Source organism: Pedobacter lusitanus (assembly GCF_040026395.1).
Lineage (GTDB): Bacteria > Bacteroidota > Bacteroidia > Sphingobacteriales > Sphingobacteriaceae > Pedobacter > Pedobacter lusitanus.
In genome coordinates this window covers 4,346,708-4,363,940 of sequence record NZ_CP157278.1, presented here as the reverse complement: position 1 = coordinate 4,363,940, position 17,233 = coordinate 4,346,708, and the positions used below count along the sequence as shown (strand labels likewise).

The 17,233-nt window shown below is 42.0% G+C and carries 5 protein-coding genes, 2 tRNA genes and 3 rRNA genes; 4 read left to right on the top strand and 6 right to left on the bottom strand.

Features of this window, described 5'->3' with window-relative positions; translation table 11 throughout:
* Positions 1–282 precede the first annotated feature (282 nt).
* From PL_RS18670 to PL_RS18645, 6 genes are all read right to left on the bottom strand, one after another.
* Positions 283–1,335, bottom strand: a complete 1,053-nt coding sequence (locus tag PL_RS18670; protein WP_041887393.1) for a PDDEXK nuclease domain-containing protein — start codon at positions 1,333–1,335, stop codon at positions 283–285.
* A gap of 383 nt (positions 1,336–1,718) precedes the next feature.
* Positions 1,719–1,830, bottom strand: a 5S ribosomal RNA gene (gene rrf, locus PL_RS18665).
* Positions 1,831–1,974: 144 nt separating this feature from the next.
* Positions 1,975–4,853 (bottom strand): 23S ribosomal RNA (locus tag PL_RS18660).
* Positions 4,854–5,082: 229 nt separating this feature from the next.
* Positions 5,083–5,159 (bottom strand) — tRNA-Ala (locus PL_RS18655).
* Between the two features lie 15 nt (positions 5,160–5,174).
* A tRNA-Ile gene (locus PL_RS18650) sits at positions 5,175–5,249 on the bottom strand.
* A 141-nt stretch (positions 5,250–5,390) separates the two neighbouring features.
* A 16S ribosomal RNA gene (locus tag PL_RS18645) occupies positions 5,391–6,912 on the bottom strand.
* The 16S, 23S and 5S rRNA genes sit together here with 2 tRNA genes alongside, the layout of an rRNA operon.
* 1,357 nt (positions 6,913–8,269) lie before the next feature.
* On the opposite strand from PL_RS18645, the gene PL_RS18640 reads away from it, so the two are divergent.
* From PL_RS18640 to PL_RS18625, 4 genes are all read left to right on the top strand, one after another.
* Positions 8,270–9,208 carry a rhodanese-related sulfurtransferase gene (locus tag PL_RS18640; protein WP_041883995.1) on the top strand — a complete coding sequence of 313 codons (939 nt, stop codon included), beginning with the start codon at positions 8,270–8,272 and terminating at the stop codon, positions 9,206–9,208.
* A gap of 279 nt (positions 9,209–9,487) precedes the next feature.
* Positions 9,488–12,391, top strand: a complete 2,904-nt coding sequence (locus tag PL_RS18635) for a ligand-binding sensor domain-containing protein (protein WP_348620090.1) — start codon at positions 9,488–9,490, stop codon at positions 12,389–12,391.
* Positions 12,392–12,632: 241 nt separating this feature from the next.
* Positions 12,633–15,695: a SusC/RagA family TonB-linked outer membrane protein gene (locus PL_RS18630; RefSeq protein WP_041883996.1), complete on the top strand. Its 3,063-nt coding sequence runs from the start codon at positions 12,633–12,635 to the stop codon at positions 15,693–15,695.
* An 11-nt stretch (positions 15,696–15,706) separates the two neighbouring features.
* On the top strand, positions 15,707–17,197 hold the full coding sequence (locus PL_RS18625; RefSeq protein WP_041883998.1) for a RagB/SusD family nutrient uptake outer membrane protein: 1,491 nt from the start codon (positions 15,707–15,709) through the stop codon (positions 17,195–17,197).
* Positions 17,198–17,233 lie beyond the last annotated feature (36 nt).

The following is a 17,233-nucleotide window of genomic DNA, read 5'->3' as shown; positions in this document are numbered from 1 at the left end:
TCCCGTTTTTGTTGGGACTGCAAAGGTAGAAATCTTTTTTAATTTGTCAAGCTTTTTATTTTTTATTTTTGAAGTTTTTTATTCCTTCTTCAAACTCAACCAATCTCTGTTTTTGCACCCTCTCCATATCCTTTTCACTGTTTCCCTTCCTCCGAAGCGGGATGCAAAAGTAGGAAAATTATGCCGCTATCCAAACATTAACACACTATTAATTGTATCATTCCTTTAACTACATGATTATCAGTTCAAATACTTATCGCTTTAAAAATATATCCTGTGAAATTAACCTTCTCTGCTCTTTAATTCGTTTTCTATTTCTTCAATTGTAGGCAGGCTTGACCTCAGATCCTTTGGCAAAGACCTTGTTAATTCAAATTCAGAAATCCCTATAGGCTTATTCATATCTCTTAAAGCATATTCAGCCATAACCTTATCCTTCGTTTGACAAAGTATAAGACCTATCGTTGGCTTATCACTTTCATACTTAATTAAATCGTCGACTGCTGAACAATAAAAATTCATTTTCCCTGCATATTCAGGTTTAAAGTCTCCCTTCTTTAAGTCAATAACTATAAAACATCTCATTTTAAGATGGTAGAATAAAAGATCCAGGTAAAAATCCTGATCACTTACGGTTAAGTGATATTGTCTGCCAACAAAAGCGAAACCTGCCCCTAATTCCAAAAGAAACTTCTCGACATGTCTGACAAGTTCGGTTTCCAACTCCCTTTCTGTGAAAGGCTGTGCGAGTGTAATGAAGTCAAAGATATACGGATCTTTCAATGTTTCCCGAACCAAATCTGATTCGGGAACAGATAGTGTTTTAGAGAAGTTATTAATTGTTTCCCCTTGTCTGAGATGAAGATTATTTTTTATCATTAACCCCAGAATATCCCTGCTCCAACCATTTAGTATCGTTTGTTCAACATACCAAAGTCGTACATCTTTCTCCTTAATTTTTTGCATCAGCAAAATATTATGACCCCAGGGAATTTGGGAAACAGGTTGTTCACCATTACTTTCCTGTAATTGGGAAACCGCTTGTTTCCCAATTACATCATCAAAATCATATCCTTTGTAAAACTGAACCATAAACTTCAGATTCCTTTCAGAAAAGCCTTTGACCTCCGGCAATTCATTTTTAATATCATTAGCCAGGCGGGACGTAACAGTAGCTCCCCACCCTTGTTCTATCTGCTGTTGATTAACCAACTTACCGATATCCCAATAAAGCATAATCATTTCAGCATTTGCCGAAAGAGCAGCTCTTACCTGAGCACTACGAATTCTAACCTTTATCTCTGTTAATAAATACTGATATACTTTAATCTCCATTGAGTTATGATTACATCAGGAAATTTAAGCCTTATTAAAATTACCTGCATTTCAAAATTAACACAAATTGCTCTTTGGGTGGTAATCTTTTATGTGCTCTCAGATGAGGAATTGGTTATATGATGTAGTAGTCCTTTGCAAAGCCATGAGATAAGCTATTCCCGGTTCTTCCATATCAAGTATAAAAGCGAAAAAAATAGGTAGGAAAACGTTTGTACAGAGAAAACCAGGGCGGTTTATATACAAAAAAAAGGTTGTGCTGTAAAAGTTTGTAAACTCAATCAGGAAAGACTTATAAACTCAATGCAGAAAGGTTTATAAACTCGATGCGGAAAAGTCTATAAACAAGAAAAGCCTGTAGTTTCCTACAAGCTTTCTTTAAGATTTGGCACCGACCTACTCTCCCACGTGTTACCGCAGTACCATCGGCTCTGGTGGGCTTAACTTCTCTGTTCGGAATGGGAAGAGGTGGACACCACCGATATAGGCACCTAAATGTCTTTATCAATTGTTATTGATCAGTATTTTATTTGTTTTTCTCCAAATAACCTTTACAGTTATCCTGTTTCCAGCTCAGAGACAAACGATGACATATTATTGAAAGAAGTTAGTTATGAAGAACAAACAACAGTTTATTGCTCTTGAAAGCTTCGGATGATTAGTATTACTCGACTATGCTGTCACCAGCTTTACATCTGTAACCTATCAACGTAGTAGTCTGCTACGGTCCTATATGGAATTCTCATCTCGTGGCTAGTTTCGCACTTAGATGCTTTCAGCGCTTATCTATTCCCAACGTAGCTACTCTGCAATGCCCCTGGCGGAACAACAGATTCACTAGAGGTTAGTCCAACCCGGTCCTCTCGTACTAAGGTCAGCCCCACTCAAAATTCCTACGCCCACAACAGATAGGGACCGAACTGTCTCGCGACGTTCTGAACCCAGCTCGCGTGCCACTTTAATCGGCGAACAGCCGAACCCTTGGGACCTTCTCCAGCCCCAGGATGTGACGAGCCGACATCGAGGTGCCAAACCTCCCCGTCGATATGAGCTCTTGGGGGAGATCAGCCTGTTATCCCCAGCGTACCTTTTATCCTTTGAGCGATGGCCCTTCCATGCAGAACCACCGGATCACTATATCCGTCTTTCGACCCTGCTCGGCTTGTCTGCCTCACAGTCAAGCAAGCTTATGCTATTGCACTCCTCATACGGTTACCAAGCGTATTGAGCTTACCTTTGAAAGCCTCCGTTACCTTTTTGGAGGCGACCACCCCAGTCAAACTACCCATCAAACAATGTCCTCTCCTAAAAGAGTTAGACACCGAATACAAAAAGGGTGGTATTTCAACGTTGACTCCACAACACCTAGCGATGCCACTTCATAGTCTCCCACCTATCCTACACATCCTGTATCCAATGTCAATGTTAAATTGTAGTGAAGGTGCATGGGGTCTTTCCGTCCCGTTGCGGGTACCCGGCGTCTTCACCGGGACCACAATTTCACCGAGCTCATGGCTGAGACAGCGCCCAGATCGTTACACCATTCGTGCAGGTCGGAACTTACCCGACAAGGAATTTCGCTACCTTAGGACCGTTATAGTTACGGCCGCCGTTTACTGGGGCTTCGATTCAATGCTTCGCCTTGCGACTAACATCCCCTCTTAACCTTCCAGCACCGGGCAGGTGTCAGGCCTTATACTTCATCTTTCGATTTTGCAAAGCCATGTGTTTTTGTTAAACAGTCGCCTGGGCCTTTTCACTGCGGCTGACATTGCTGTCAGCGCCCCTTCTCCCGAAGTTACAGGGCCATTTTGCCGAGTTCCTTAGCCATGATTCACTCGAGCACCTTAGAATTCTCTTCCCGGATACCTGTGTCGGTTTGCGGTACGGGTTTTTATAACCTGAAGCTTAGCGGTTTTTCTTGGAAGTCTGATTACCTGCGCTATCCACTTACCCGAAGGCTTGCGGTACTATCGACCTTTAGCAAAGAATGCGGATTTGCCTACATTCCCTATACCTACAGTCTTTAACGATCTATTCCGTCAGATCGCGGCAGTGTCACTACTCCGTCCCCACATCGCAGTTATAAAAAGTACTGGAATATTAACCAGTTGTCCATCGAATTTCCCCTTCGGGTTCTCCTTAGGCCCCGACTAACCCTGATCCGATTAGCGTTGATCAGGAAACCTTATCCTTTCGGTGGGCAGGTTTCTCGCCTGCCTTATCGTTACTTATGCCTACATTTGCTTTTCCAGAAGCTCCACCCTGGCTTACGCCAAAACTTCGCTGCCGCTGGAATGCTCCCCTACCGTAATATTAATATTACCCATAGCTTCGGTGTACTACTTTATGCCCGTTTATTATCCATGCACGATCGCTCGACTAGTGAGCTGTTACGCACTCTTTAAATGAATGGCTGCTTCCAAGCCAACATCCTAGCTGTCTAGGCAATCGCACCTCGTTAGTTCAACTTAGTAGTAACTTAGGGACCTTAGCTGATGGTCTGGGTTCTTTCCCTCTCGGCCCGTGACCTTAGCACCCCGGGCCTCACTGCAGTGTATATTTAATAGCATTCGGAGTTTGTCTGGATTTGGTAGGATTTGACTCCCCCGCACCCAATCAGTAGCTCTACCTCTAGTAAACTTAACCACCACGCTGTTCCTAAAAACATTTCGGGGAGTACGAGCTATTTCCCAGTTTGATTAGCCTTTCACCCCTACCCACAGATCATCCGGAAACTTTTCAACGTTTATCGGTTCGGTCCTCCAGTACGTGTTACCGCACCTTCAACCTGTCCATGGGTAGATCACAAGGTTTCGCGTCTACCTCCCCTGACTATACGCCCTATTCAGACTCGCTTTCGCTTCGGATCCATGTCTTAAACATTTAACCTTGCCAGAGAAGAGTAACTCGTAGGCTCATTATGCAAAAGGCACGCCGTCACGCCACCTGGACGCTCCGACCGCTTGTAAGTACACAGTTTCAGGTTCTATTTCACTCCCCTGTTCGGGGTTCTTTTCACCTTTCCCTCACGGTACTGGTTCACTATCGGTCTCTCAGGAGTATTTAGCCTTACCGGATGGTGCCGGCAGATTCCCACAAGGCGTCTCCGACCTCGCGGTACTCAGGATACTACTAGACTAATGTTACTTACGTGTACGCGGCTCTCACGCTATATTGCCAGGCTTCCCATCCTGTTCCACTTCATTTCATTAATGCCACATCGTAGTCCTACAACCCCAGTTATGCCGTAACATAGCTGGTTTGGGCTCTTTCCAGTTCGCTCGCCACTACTTTGGAAATCATTATTATTTTCTCTTCCTCTGCTTACTTAGATGTTTCAGTTCGGCAGGTTTGCGCATCGTAATGCGACTAGTCTTCAACTAGCCAGGTTTCCCCATTCGGAAATCTTCGGATTAATTCATATTTGCTAATACCCGAAGCTTATCGCAGCTTATCACGTCCTTCATCGCCTCTGAGAGCCAAGGCATCCCCTGTGTACTCTTTCTTACTTTCTTCTCTCCATAGCCTTTTGCGCCTATGGAAATGCTTTTTTTGATGGTTATTAACCCTACGGATTGTATCAGTGCAAGCACCTTTACCTTCCTTCAAGCTAACAACGTCTCTATTGTTGTTTGCTCTTCTTTATTAACTTCTTCCAATATGTCAAAGAACTTTATTGTCCCAGATATTTGTATTTCTACTCGTATCCTATTTCCTGTACCTTTTATCTTAAGTACGGGCCAATGGTGGAGAATAACGGAGTCGAACCGTTGACCTCCTGCGTGCAAGGCAGGCGCTCTAGCCAGCTGAGCTAATCCCCCTTAGAATTATAACTGTAGTCCCGAGCAGATTTGAACTGCTGACCCCTACATTATCAGTGTAGTGCTCTAACCAAACTGAGCTACGGGACTAAATTGTCTTTACTGCAGTAGGTGAACACTTATTCGATGTTTCATCCTATGGGTTTTTCTTTTGAGATTTGTTGTCATTTACTTATACCAATTGATCAATCGGTATATCATTTACGCAGCGAGTAATCTACCTTTCTCCAGAAAGGAGGTATTCCAGCCGCACCTTCCGGTACGGCTACCTTGTTACGACTTAGCCCCAGTTATCGGTTTTACCCTAGGACGCTCCTTGCGGTTACATACTTTAGGTACCCCCAACTTCCATGGCTTGACGGGCGGTGTGTACAAGGCCCGGGAACGTATTCACCGTATCATTGCTGATATACGATTACTAGCGAATCCAACTTCAAGAGGTCGAGTTGCAGACCTCTATCCGAACTGTGAATGGCTTTTGGAGATTTGCTTGCTGTTACCAGCTTGCTGCCCTCTGTACCATCCATTGTAGCACGTGTGTAGCCCCGGACGTAAGGGCCATGATGACTTGACGTCGTCCCCTCCTTCCTCTCTGTTTGCACAGGCAGTCTGTTTAGAGTCCCCACCTTAACGTGCTGGCAACTAAACATAGGGGTTGCGCTCGTTGCGGGACTTAACCCAACACCTCACGGCACGAGCTGACGACAGCCATGCAGCACCTAGTTTCGTGTCCTTGCGGACTCATCTATCTCTAAATGATTCACTAACTTTCAAGCCCGGGTAAGGTTCCTCGCGTATCATCGAATTAAACCACATGCTCCTCCGCTTGTGCGGGCCCCCGTCAATTCCTTTGAGTTTCAATCTTGCGACCGTACTCCCCAGGTGGAATACTTAACGCTTTCGCTTAGCCGCTAACTGTGTATCGCTAACAGCGAGTATTCATCGTTTAGGGCGTGGACTACCAGGGTATCTAATCCTGTTTGATCCCCACGCTTTCGTGCCTCAGCGTCAATAAAATCATAGTAAGCTGCCTTCGCAATCGGTGTTCTGTGACATATCTATGCATTTCACCGCTACTTGTCACATTCCGCCTACCTCTAATTCATTCAAGCTCTTCAGTATCAAGGGCACTGCGATGGTTGAGCCACCGTCTTTCACCCCTGACTTAAAAAGCCGCCTACGCACCCTTTAAACCCAATAAATCCGGATAACGCTTGGATCCTCCGTATTACCGCGGCTGCTGGCACGGAGTTAGCCGATCCTTATTCCTTCGGTACATTCAGCACATTACACGTAATGTGGTTTATTCCCGAATAAAAGCAGTTTACGACCCAGAGGGCTGTCTTCCTGCACGCGGCATGGCTGGTTCAGAGTTGCCTCCATTGACCAATATTCCTTACTGCTGCCTCCCGTAGGAGTCTGGTCCGTGTCTCAGTACCAGTGTGGGGGGTCATCCTCTCAGATCCCCTAGACATCGTGGTCTTGGTGGGCCGTTACCCCGCCAACTAACTAATGTCACGCATGCCCATCTTAATCCTATAAATATTTGATCATTGTACAATGCTGTACTGTGATTTTATGCGGTGTTAATCCGAATTTCTTCGGGCTATCCCCCTGATTAAGGTAGGTTGCATACGCGTTACGCACCCGTGCGCCACTTTCGCTACCAGCAAGCTGGTAACTATCGTTCGACTTGCATGTATTAGGCCTGCCGCTAGCGTTCATCCTGAGCCAGGATCAAACTCTCCATTGTAAAATGTGTTGTTTGAACGCTGACCATTCTTAACTTGTATTAATAATAGTCTTTATTCTTATTTGTCTGTCAGAATAGACTTAAAAAACTCGCGCGGTTCATGTACTTTGAACTTGTACGTGTTTACCTCGCTACGTTTGTAAATGACATCTCTTTAATGAACTTCTCGACTTAACCTCCCGGCAGTCTATATATGTTGCAATGTTAATCTTTCTAATCCCTCAAGTCTTAATCTTCTTAAGGTCTTTTCCAGCTTCTCATCGTTTCAATCTTGTTGTTATTGCTTTGTCAACATCCGTTGTAAAGCTTCCCGTTTTTGTTGGGACTGCAAAGGTAGAAATCTTTTTTAATTTGTCAAGCTTTTTATTTTTTATTTTTGAAGTTTTTTATTCCTTCTTCAAACTCAACCAATCTCTGTTTTTGCACCCTCTCCATATCCTTTTCACTGTTTCCCTTCCTCCGAAGCGGGATGCAAAAGTAGGAAAATTATACCGCTATCCAAACATTAATACACTATTAATTGTATCTATTCCTTAACTACATGATTATCAACCCAAAATACCGTAAACTATTTTCAGCAGCAGCAGCAGAGCGATCAGCTTTCCTTCAATGAAGCCTTAATAGTGCAGTATTTAACAACAGCATGAAGTCCAATTACACCGATTAACAGCAACATCAGCCCGGTCAACTAAGCAATCGCAGCTCTCAAATCGCACAATTACATCACATAGACCTGCCCTTTCACCTCTCATCACCACAATTTCAACATTCAATACTCAACTGATTGTCCGGTGAATTATTATTTCCAGGGTTTCTTTAGGGGTAGTGCTGGGGTTTGAACTAGCCTTGAACTGGGGTTGAACTAGCCTTGAAGTAGTCCAGGCTAGTTCAACCCCAGTTCAACCCTACTTCAATACCACTTCAACAGGCTACACAACCCCTACCCAACCCAAACAATACAATCTAATACCGGTCATGATATATATACTCCAGCCAGATGACCATTCCTTTATAGCACAGCTATAGCACACATCTAACAGATTTGTTCAATCCCCACAGATAACAACAAGTCAGCTCACAGCTCAATAAGACTTCGGGGTTGGTATAGGGTTGGTATACCCCAGGGGTATACCAACCCTATACCAACCCCGACCACAAACACCCTTTAAACCTCCCCGCAATTCAACCCTCCTTTTCCAATTTATAAAACCCCGCATATGATAATCATATATACTGTATAAAACTATCCCCCATTATCCTCTGTATAAAGTCATTCTTACAGTAACCTTCATAAAATTTAGATTTTATTATTAAATTTGCAGCTGTTAAACGCCGTTTGCAGCGGTATCAATTTTTTATGGAAAAATTCAATACAATACTATACTATTGCTATAGCCCTATAGCGAATGCAGAACAATTTGCTGCCGATCACCTTAAATTTTGTAAATCATTAGGTCTTGTTGGCCGTATCATCGTTGCTGATGAAGGATTAAACGGAACCGTTTCTGGTTTGGAAAGCGCTTGTAAAGCTTATATGGATGCTGTTCATGCCGATGAACGTTTTGCAAAAACAGAATTTAAGATAGATGAAGTTGCTGAGCCGTCTTTCATTAAAATGCACTGTCGCTATAAATCTGAGATTGTACACTCAGGTCTGAGAGATGCCAGCATTATCAATCCTAACGAACAGACAGGAAAACATCTTGAACCGACTGAGTTTAAAGAAATGATTGATCAGGAAGATGTGATCATCCTGGATGTACGTTCCAACTATGAACACAGCCTTGGCAGATTCAAGAACGCGATCACACTTGATATCGATAATTTCAGAGAATTCCCTGAAAAGATCAATGAACTGGCGCAATACAAAGACAAAAAAGTCCTTACCTACTGCACTGGCGGGATTAAATGTGAAAAAGCCTCTGCCTTACTGCTTCACCATGGTTTTAATGATGTTTACCAGTTACATGGTGGGATTATTAAATACGGAAAAGAAGCGGGTGGCGAAGATTTTGAAGGTAAATGTTATGTATTCGACAACCGTATAGCTGTAGATGTAAACTCAGTGAACCCGACTATAGTTTCAAAATGCTATAACTGTGGTACAATAACGGCAAAAATGATTAATTGCGCTAATCCGGAATGTAATGAACACATTACCCAATGTGATGAATGTGGTACAAAACTGGAAGGATGCTGTTCAGCTGCCTGTGTAACTAATCCACGCCGTCGTCCATATGACGGCACAGGTTATTATGTCAAAGTTCCTCAACAGGTAAATGTAGCCGTAAAATAATCTATCCGGGTTTTATTGTCTGCTGATACGTATTAAAGCTTATATATACCTCTGTTTCCCAATATTTCCGCTATAACCGGCAGTATTGGGAATTCATATAACCATACCTGATGAACAGTGGCGAACCAATCTTTCGTTTACAGATAAATGTGCTTTAATGCAGTGTAAACGCTGCCCTGAAACGAAAATCCCGCATTCGGTGTTCGATTTTATATGGAGAAACTAATTTTTAATGTATAATTTGCGGAGCTTATAAATATTCGAGTATCAATTTTATAAATGAAAATCCGCCATCTCCTGAATTCCCTGCTGTTCCTGTCTTTGATTTTAACAGGTATGCTGCTAAAGGCGGCACAAATAAAGAGCATCGGTGTTCCTTATGTCCAGAACTTCCCAAAATCCGTTTATCTCTCCGGGAATCAGAACTGGGCTATCGCAAAAGATGCACAGGGAATCATGTATTTTGGCAATACACAAGGCCTGCTGACCTATGACGGTAAATACTGGCAGCAATATCAGCTGCCTAACCGGCAGATAGTCCGCTCAGTTGCAACCGACTCCAAAGGCAAGGTTTATACTGGTGGTTTTGGTGAATTTGGTTACTGGTCTACGCAAAACAAAAAACTTACCTATACTTCTTTAGTTAAACTGATTCCTAAAATTCCGCAGCTGTCTGATGAGATCTGGAAAATTCATATAGATGGCAAAAGGATTATCTTTCAGTCATTCACTACCATTTATATTTACGAAAACAATAAGATAAGTGAGATCAAAGGCCCCGGATCATTTCTGTTTCTGCATCATGTGGGCAGCAGATATCTAATCGAAGTATTGGATAAAGGGATATTCGAACTGAAAGGACATAAACTGACTCCTCTGCCGCATACCGACCAGATAATTCCGCGGAATATCATGACCATTCTTCCTTATAAAAACGGAAGCATGCTGATTGGAACCAGTAAAGACGGTCTGTTCATCTATAACGGTTCAACCTTCACCCCTTTCCAGACACCGGCAAATGATTTTCTGATCACATTTCAGCTGAATAACGGCAGCAGAATAGATAATCAGTATTATGCTTTCGGCACTATTCTGAATGGCCTGATCATCATTGATCAGGAAGGAAACATTGTACAGCAGATTAATAAATCCAGAGGTCTGCAGAACAATACGGTATTAAGTGTCTTCACAGATAATGAGCAAAATCTCTGGGCAGGACTGGATAATGGAATTGACAGGGTTGAATTAAACTCTCCGCTTTATTTTTACCTGGATAAAGCAGGGCAGTTCGGAACAGTCTATTCCAGTCTGATTTACAATAATAACATCTATCTGGGCACCAATCAGGGCCTTTTTTATAGCCCATGGGCACCTGATAACGGAAAAAGATTCAATGCATTTGATTTCAGGCTGGTTCCCGGATCACAGGGGCAGGTATGGGACTTAACTGTACTGGATGGTCAGCTGATCATGGGACATAATGTGGGTAGTTTTACTGTAAAGGGTAACCAGCTGGAGAAAATTTCTGCTTCAAGCGGAGGCTGGACTATTAAAAAGTTAAACAGTAACCCGGGTTATCTGATTCAGGGAACTTATAATGGCCTTGTTTTGTATCAGAAAGATGCTGCAGGACAATGGAAATATTTTACAAAGATCCAGAACTTCGAAGAACCTTCACGTTATGTGGAACAGGATTCCAGAGGCGATATCTGGGTAAGTCACGCCTATAAGGGGCTGTACAAGCTTACGCTGAGTCCGGACTTCAAAAAGGTAGTTAAAAAGCATTACTATGATGAGAAGAACGGCCTGCCCGGAAATTATAACATCAACTTGTTTACCCTCGAAAATAAACTGGTCTTCTCTTCTGACGCCGGCTTTATGCTGTATGATGAGATCAGCAACCGCTTTACGCCCTATAACGAATTAAATAAAGGTCTGGGTAGTTTTTCCCGCTCCAATAAAATTATCAGTGCCGGTGTAAAAAAATACTGGTTTATCAACCATGGAAAAACAGCAATGGTTGATTTCAGTGAGCCTGGCAAACTGAAGATTGATTCTAACAGGTTAAGCCTGCTGGACGGCAGAATGGTACAGTATTACGAAAATATAAGCCCGATCAGTAATACAATGCACCTGGTAAGTGTAGATGATGGATTTGTTATTTACGATGCGATTGCCGGGAATGATCCGGGAAAGAAAAAAAGTCTGCCGGCTGTACTGATCAGAAGAGTCGAGGATGTTACTGATACTTATAAAACCATCAGTGAAAACGGGAATAACGGGGATGAAATTGAAATTCCTTTTAGCAGGAATAATATCCGTATTTCTTTTGCTCTCCCTTATTACAGACAGGCAAAAATAAAATTCCAGTACTACCTGGAAGGCTATTCAAAACAATGGTCAGAATGGAGTCCTTCGTCTCAGAAAGACTTTACCAATCTGAGCAAAGGCAGTTACAGGTTTTTGGTTCGTGCTAAAATCAATGATGAACTGATCAGCCAGGTCAGTGTATTTGAATTCACTGTTCTCCCTCCTTTTTATGCCAGCAACTGGGCTTTCGCAATATATGTTATTTTGATTGTTCTGCTTTTTCTGATGGCTAAAAAACAGTATGAGCTGAAACTCAGAAAAGATCATGATGAGATCCTGGCAAAGGTTCAGCTGGAAAAAGAGATCTTCCTGAAAAAAGAAGCGGAAGAAAGAGAAAAACAACTGAACATCATTCAGACTGAAAGACTCCATACGGAGTTAAAAAGTAAAAATCGTGAACTGGCCAATTCGGCCATGAGCCTGGTCTATAAAAATGAACTGCTGCAAAAGCTGAGTCAGGAGATGATTAAACTCAAAGACGAGAAAGGTAAAGCTGTTGCAGATGATCAGTTCAGGAAAATACAGAAAGTCATAGACGAAGGTATGAACGACGAGCGGGACTGGAATTTATTCGAGACCAGCTTCAATGAAGCACATGGAAGTTTCTTTAAAAAGCTTAAAGCAAGCCATCCGGACCTGGTTCCAAACGACCTGAAATTATGCGCATATCTGCACATGAATATGAGCAGTAAAGAAATGGCTTCTCTGCTGAACATCTCTTTAAGAGGGGTTGAAATCAGAAGATACAGATTGCGTAAAAAGCTGAATATACCCCACGACAAGAACCTTGCAGAGTTCTTTATGGAGCTTTAGGACTACATCATTACTACACATAGTCTCAAAAACGTTTTAAATACCGCAATTCTTCTCCAACAGAATCACTGTGCCCTATCCTTTCTTAAAGGCCTTTTTAAAGCATTTTTTACGGCTTTAACACTTATTGTATTTTCTACACAAAGATATAATGATGTATTAATGTAGAGGTACTTTCCTTGCTTATGATCCAAATCCGACGGAGATTTAACGGAATATTAACACAAAACCAATAATCAGTATGAAACGAATCTTTACAAAATTTTCTGTTTTAACTTTTCTATGTTTGCTTTTTATAAACGCAGCATCTGCCCAAAACATTACTGTTAAGGGTACCATTACAGATGGTCAGGATAAGACAACTATTCCTGCAGTGAGCGTCGTGGTAAAAGGAACAACCATCGGAACACAGACAGATGCCAACGGTAAATATGCCATCAGCGTTCCAGCCAATGGAACCTTAGTATTTACCTATATCGGCTACAATACACAGGAGATTCCTGTCAACAATCAAACTACTGTAAACGTAATTTTAGCTTCCAGCTCCCAGCAGTTAGAGCAGGTAGTGGTGGTAGGTTATGGTACCCAGCGTAAAGTTGACGTAACGGGCTCCGTAGCTAGTCTTAAAGGCACTGAAATATCCAAGCAGGCTTCTACCAATCCGGTAAGTGCATTACAGGGTAAAGTAGCCGGTGTGTCTATCACCAATACGGGTACTCCCGGTGCTGCACCACAAATCCGCATCAGGGGTTTAGGTACGATATTCGGTAACCAGGCCCCTTTGTATGTAGTTGATGGTGTATGGTACAGTGATATTAATTTCCTGAATCCTGGTGATATCGAAAACATGAGTGTTTTAAAAGATGCATCAGCACAGTCTATTTATGGTATCCGTGCTGCGAATGGTGTAGTGCTGATTACTACCAAAAAAGGAAAACTGGGTGCTGCCACTACAATTAATTATGATGCTTATGCAGGTTTTCAGTCAGTGACCAATCAAGTTAAAATGGCCAATGCTACTGAATATGCAACGCTGACTAACGAATTATATACTTATAACGGTCAGCCAGCCCTGTTTAGTGATCCTTCATCTTTAGGAGCCGGTACAGACTGGTACAAACAGATTTTACAGAATGCATTTGTAATGAATCACAATATCTCTATTACTGGTGGTTCAGAAAAATCTACTTACAATGTTTCCCTGGGTTATTTAGATCAGGATGGGATTATAAAAACAAATAATTACAAAAGATATACGGCAAGGGTATCCAATGATATTCAGGTTTTCAAAGCACTGAAAATCGGCTATAACGTTACCGGTGTTGCCAGTAAATCAAGAGACGTTCCTCAAACAATTTTCCACGAGATATACTCTGCTTCTCCAACAGTACCAGTATTCAATGCTGACGGAAGTTATGGTGATCCAAGACTTCAGAACTTAGGAGATGGAGCGAAAATCAATCCTCAGGCCAGTATTGACTTCTTCAATCAGAGATCTCAGGATTACAGAGCTACCGGTAATATCTATGCTGAACTGAAATTTGCTAAACACTTTACTTTCAAAACCAGTATAGGCGGAGAGTTTGGTCAGGCAGAATCAAGAAAATATGCTCCTGTTTATGCGGCTACTTCTTCACAAAGAAGTGATGTCAGTACTTTAGACCTTAAACGTGTTGAAACCAGAAACTGGATCGTTGAAAACACACTGACTTATCAGAATACTTTCAATGAAGATCATAGTCTGACTGTATTATTAGGTCAGTCTGCACAAAGCAATAAATCTTATACAATTAATGCTTCGGCACAAAATGTCCCATTCAACAGTGATGCTGATTTATATTTGAGACTGGGTGATGCAGCGACAAGAAATGTGCTTGATCAGGGATCACTGATTAAGTTTGCTTCTTATTTTGGCAGGGTAAATTATGGTTTCAAAAATAAATATCTGCTGAATGCTTCTATCCGTGCGGATGGCGCGTCGCAGTTCTTTGGTAGCGAAACCTGGGGATATTTCCCATCAGTAGGTGCCGGATGGGTAGTTACCAATGAAGATTTCATGAAAAACCAGACTGTATTCAGCTCTTTAAAAATAAGAGGAAGCTGGGGTAAAGTAGGTAATGCAAGTGTACCGGTTAATCCTAGTCAGTCATTGATTGCACAAACAGCAGACCTGATTGCTTTTTATAATAACAACCCAAATACTGGCGCAAGTGGTAATACATTGATACCACCAGTTATTGTATGGGAAAAAGGAATCGGAAGCAATATCGGTTTTGAAGCTGCTTTCATCAAAAACAAACTGACTATTGAGGGTGATTATTATAGCAGAAAAACTTCAAGAGCAATTTTCGGTTTACCGGTTCTGGGTTCTTTAGGTACTGTGGATAACCAGATTTTAGGTAATCAGGCGGATTTACAGAACAGAGGTGTCGAGCTGTCAGCAAACTGGAGTGATGTAACCGGCGGTGGTTTAACTTATTCAATTGGCGGTAACATCAGTTATAATCAAAACAAAGTTCTTTCTGTACTTTCAGGTAAAACGCCTATTTATGCAGGTAGTACTGGTCTGACAAACGGTTATGTAGCGAACAGAACAATGGAAGGCAGCCCGATCGGAGAATTCTTCGGTTATAAAACTATAGGTATCTTCCAGAATGCAGCTGATATTGCTAATTCTCCGACACAGTCAGGGGCTTTACCGGGTGGATTTAAATATGCGGATACCAATGGTGACGGACAGATTAACTCTCAGGACAGAGTTGCCCTGGGCAATCCTAACCCTAAATACACTTATGGTATCAACACCAGTTTCTCTTATAAAAACTTTGATCTGGCTTTAGATTTTCAGGGTGTAGCTGGCGTTGATGTTTATAACTCTAATCTTGCTTATCGTTTTGGAAATGAAAATTTCACCAAAGATTTTGTAGACAACCGCTGGCATGGTGAAGGTACTTCAAATACCTACCCTTCAGTAAACATCGGTTCTTCTGCCAACTCAGCTCCAAACTCTTTCTATGTAAGCAGTGGTTCTTATTTCAGAGTAAGAAATGCACAGTTAGGCTATACCCTGCCTAAAAGCATTCTGGCAAAATGGAAAATTCAGAAGATCAGGTTCTATGCCAATGCACAAAATGCGATTAACCTGTTTGGTTACAAAGGATTCAGTCCTGAAGTCGGACCTATTCCGGTTGATAACTCTGAAAAAATCAAAGAAAGACCAACTAACTATTTAAATGCAGGTCTTGACGCTAACGTTTATCCGTTATACGCGACTTACAACTTTGGTGTTAACCTTACTTTTTAATCTGAAACATCATGAATAAAAATATATATACAAAAACGGTATTAGGCCTGGGCCTGATCGTTTCTATTGCTGTAATTCCTGCCTGTAAGAAAAGCTTCCTGAATGTACCTGAACAAGGACAGCAAAACAGTATCATATTCTGGAAAACTGCTGAGGATGCCGGAAAAGGTGTAAATGCAATTTACGGAAACCTGCGTTCATGGGAAAATACAGCTTTCCCTGCTATTGCAATTGAAAGTATGGGTTCTGATGATGCTGAAAAAGGCAGTACACCAAGTGATGCCAGTTTCTTTCTTGACTTTGATGAATTTAAAGTAGACCCTGCACAAGGTAATATTGCTGGTTTCTGGACCGGACAGTACAGAAATATCAACTACGCTAACCGGGTACTGGATAATGTTCCTGCTATTGTTATGGACGACGCCCTAAAAGCGAGATACCTTGCAGAGGCCAAATTTGTAAGAGCATTCTCTTATTTCAGACTGGTTCGTGCTTTTGGTAATATCCCATTGCGTCTACATGTACCGACTGATCCTAACAAGGATTATAACCTGCCCCAGACTCCTGTCGCACAGGTTTATGCACAAATTGAAAAAGATCTGACAGAAGCTGAAGCCGTTTTACCACAGAGTTATGCCGCGGCTGATCTGGGAAGAGCGACCAAAGGTGCTGCTTTAACGCTACATGCTAAAGTTGCGATGTATCAGAAAAAATGGAATGACGTGCTTACATTAACTAACCAGGTAATGGGTATGGGTTATACTTTATTACCTGATTTTGAGCAGGTATTCAGACTGGCTAATGAAAATAGTTCTGAGTCAATTTTTGAAATCCAGTGCGTATTGCTACCTGGAAATACAGCAGCATCAAACTCTCAGTATTCACAGGTTCAGGGTGTACGCGGAGTTAGCGGTGTAGATGGAGGCGGATGGGGCTTTAATGTGCCTACTCCTGATCTGGCTGCTGCTTTTGAGCCTGGTGATCCAAGAAGATCAGGCACCATTCTTTTCAGAGGTACGACTACTCCTGAAGGTGATGTAATTCCTAAAACTGGTGATAATCCGATGTACAACATGAAATCATATGTTCCATTTAAATTATATGTAACTGGTTTCAATGAAGGTGCTCAGCAAAATGTACGTATGCTACGTTATTCTGATGTTTTATTAATGAATGCAGAAGCTGCAAACGAACTGGGCAACTCTGGTCAGGCTTTATCTTCATTAGAACAGGTAAGAAGAAGAGCGCGTCAGGGAAATCCAAATATATTACCGGCTGTAACGACTACAGACCAGGCTGCTTTACGTGCTGCAATCTACAGAGAAAGACGTGTAGAATTTGCAATGGAGTTTGACCGCTACTTTGATGTGATCCGTCAGGGAAGAGGTGCTACCGTTTTTGGTCCTAAAGGCTGGAGAGCAAACAGAAATGAAGTATGGCCTATTCCACAAACAGAGGTCGATCTGAGTGGTGACGTACTGGTACAAAATCCAGGTTACTAATTCAATAAACACACAAATCCAGGAGGTTGCCAGACA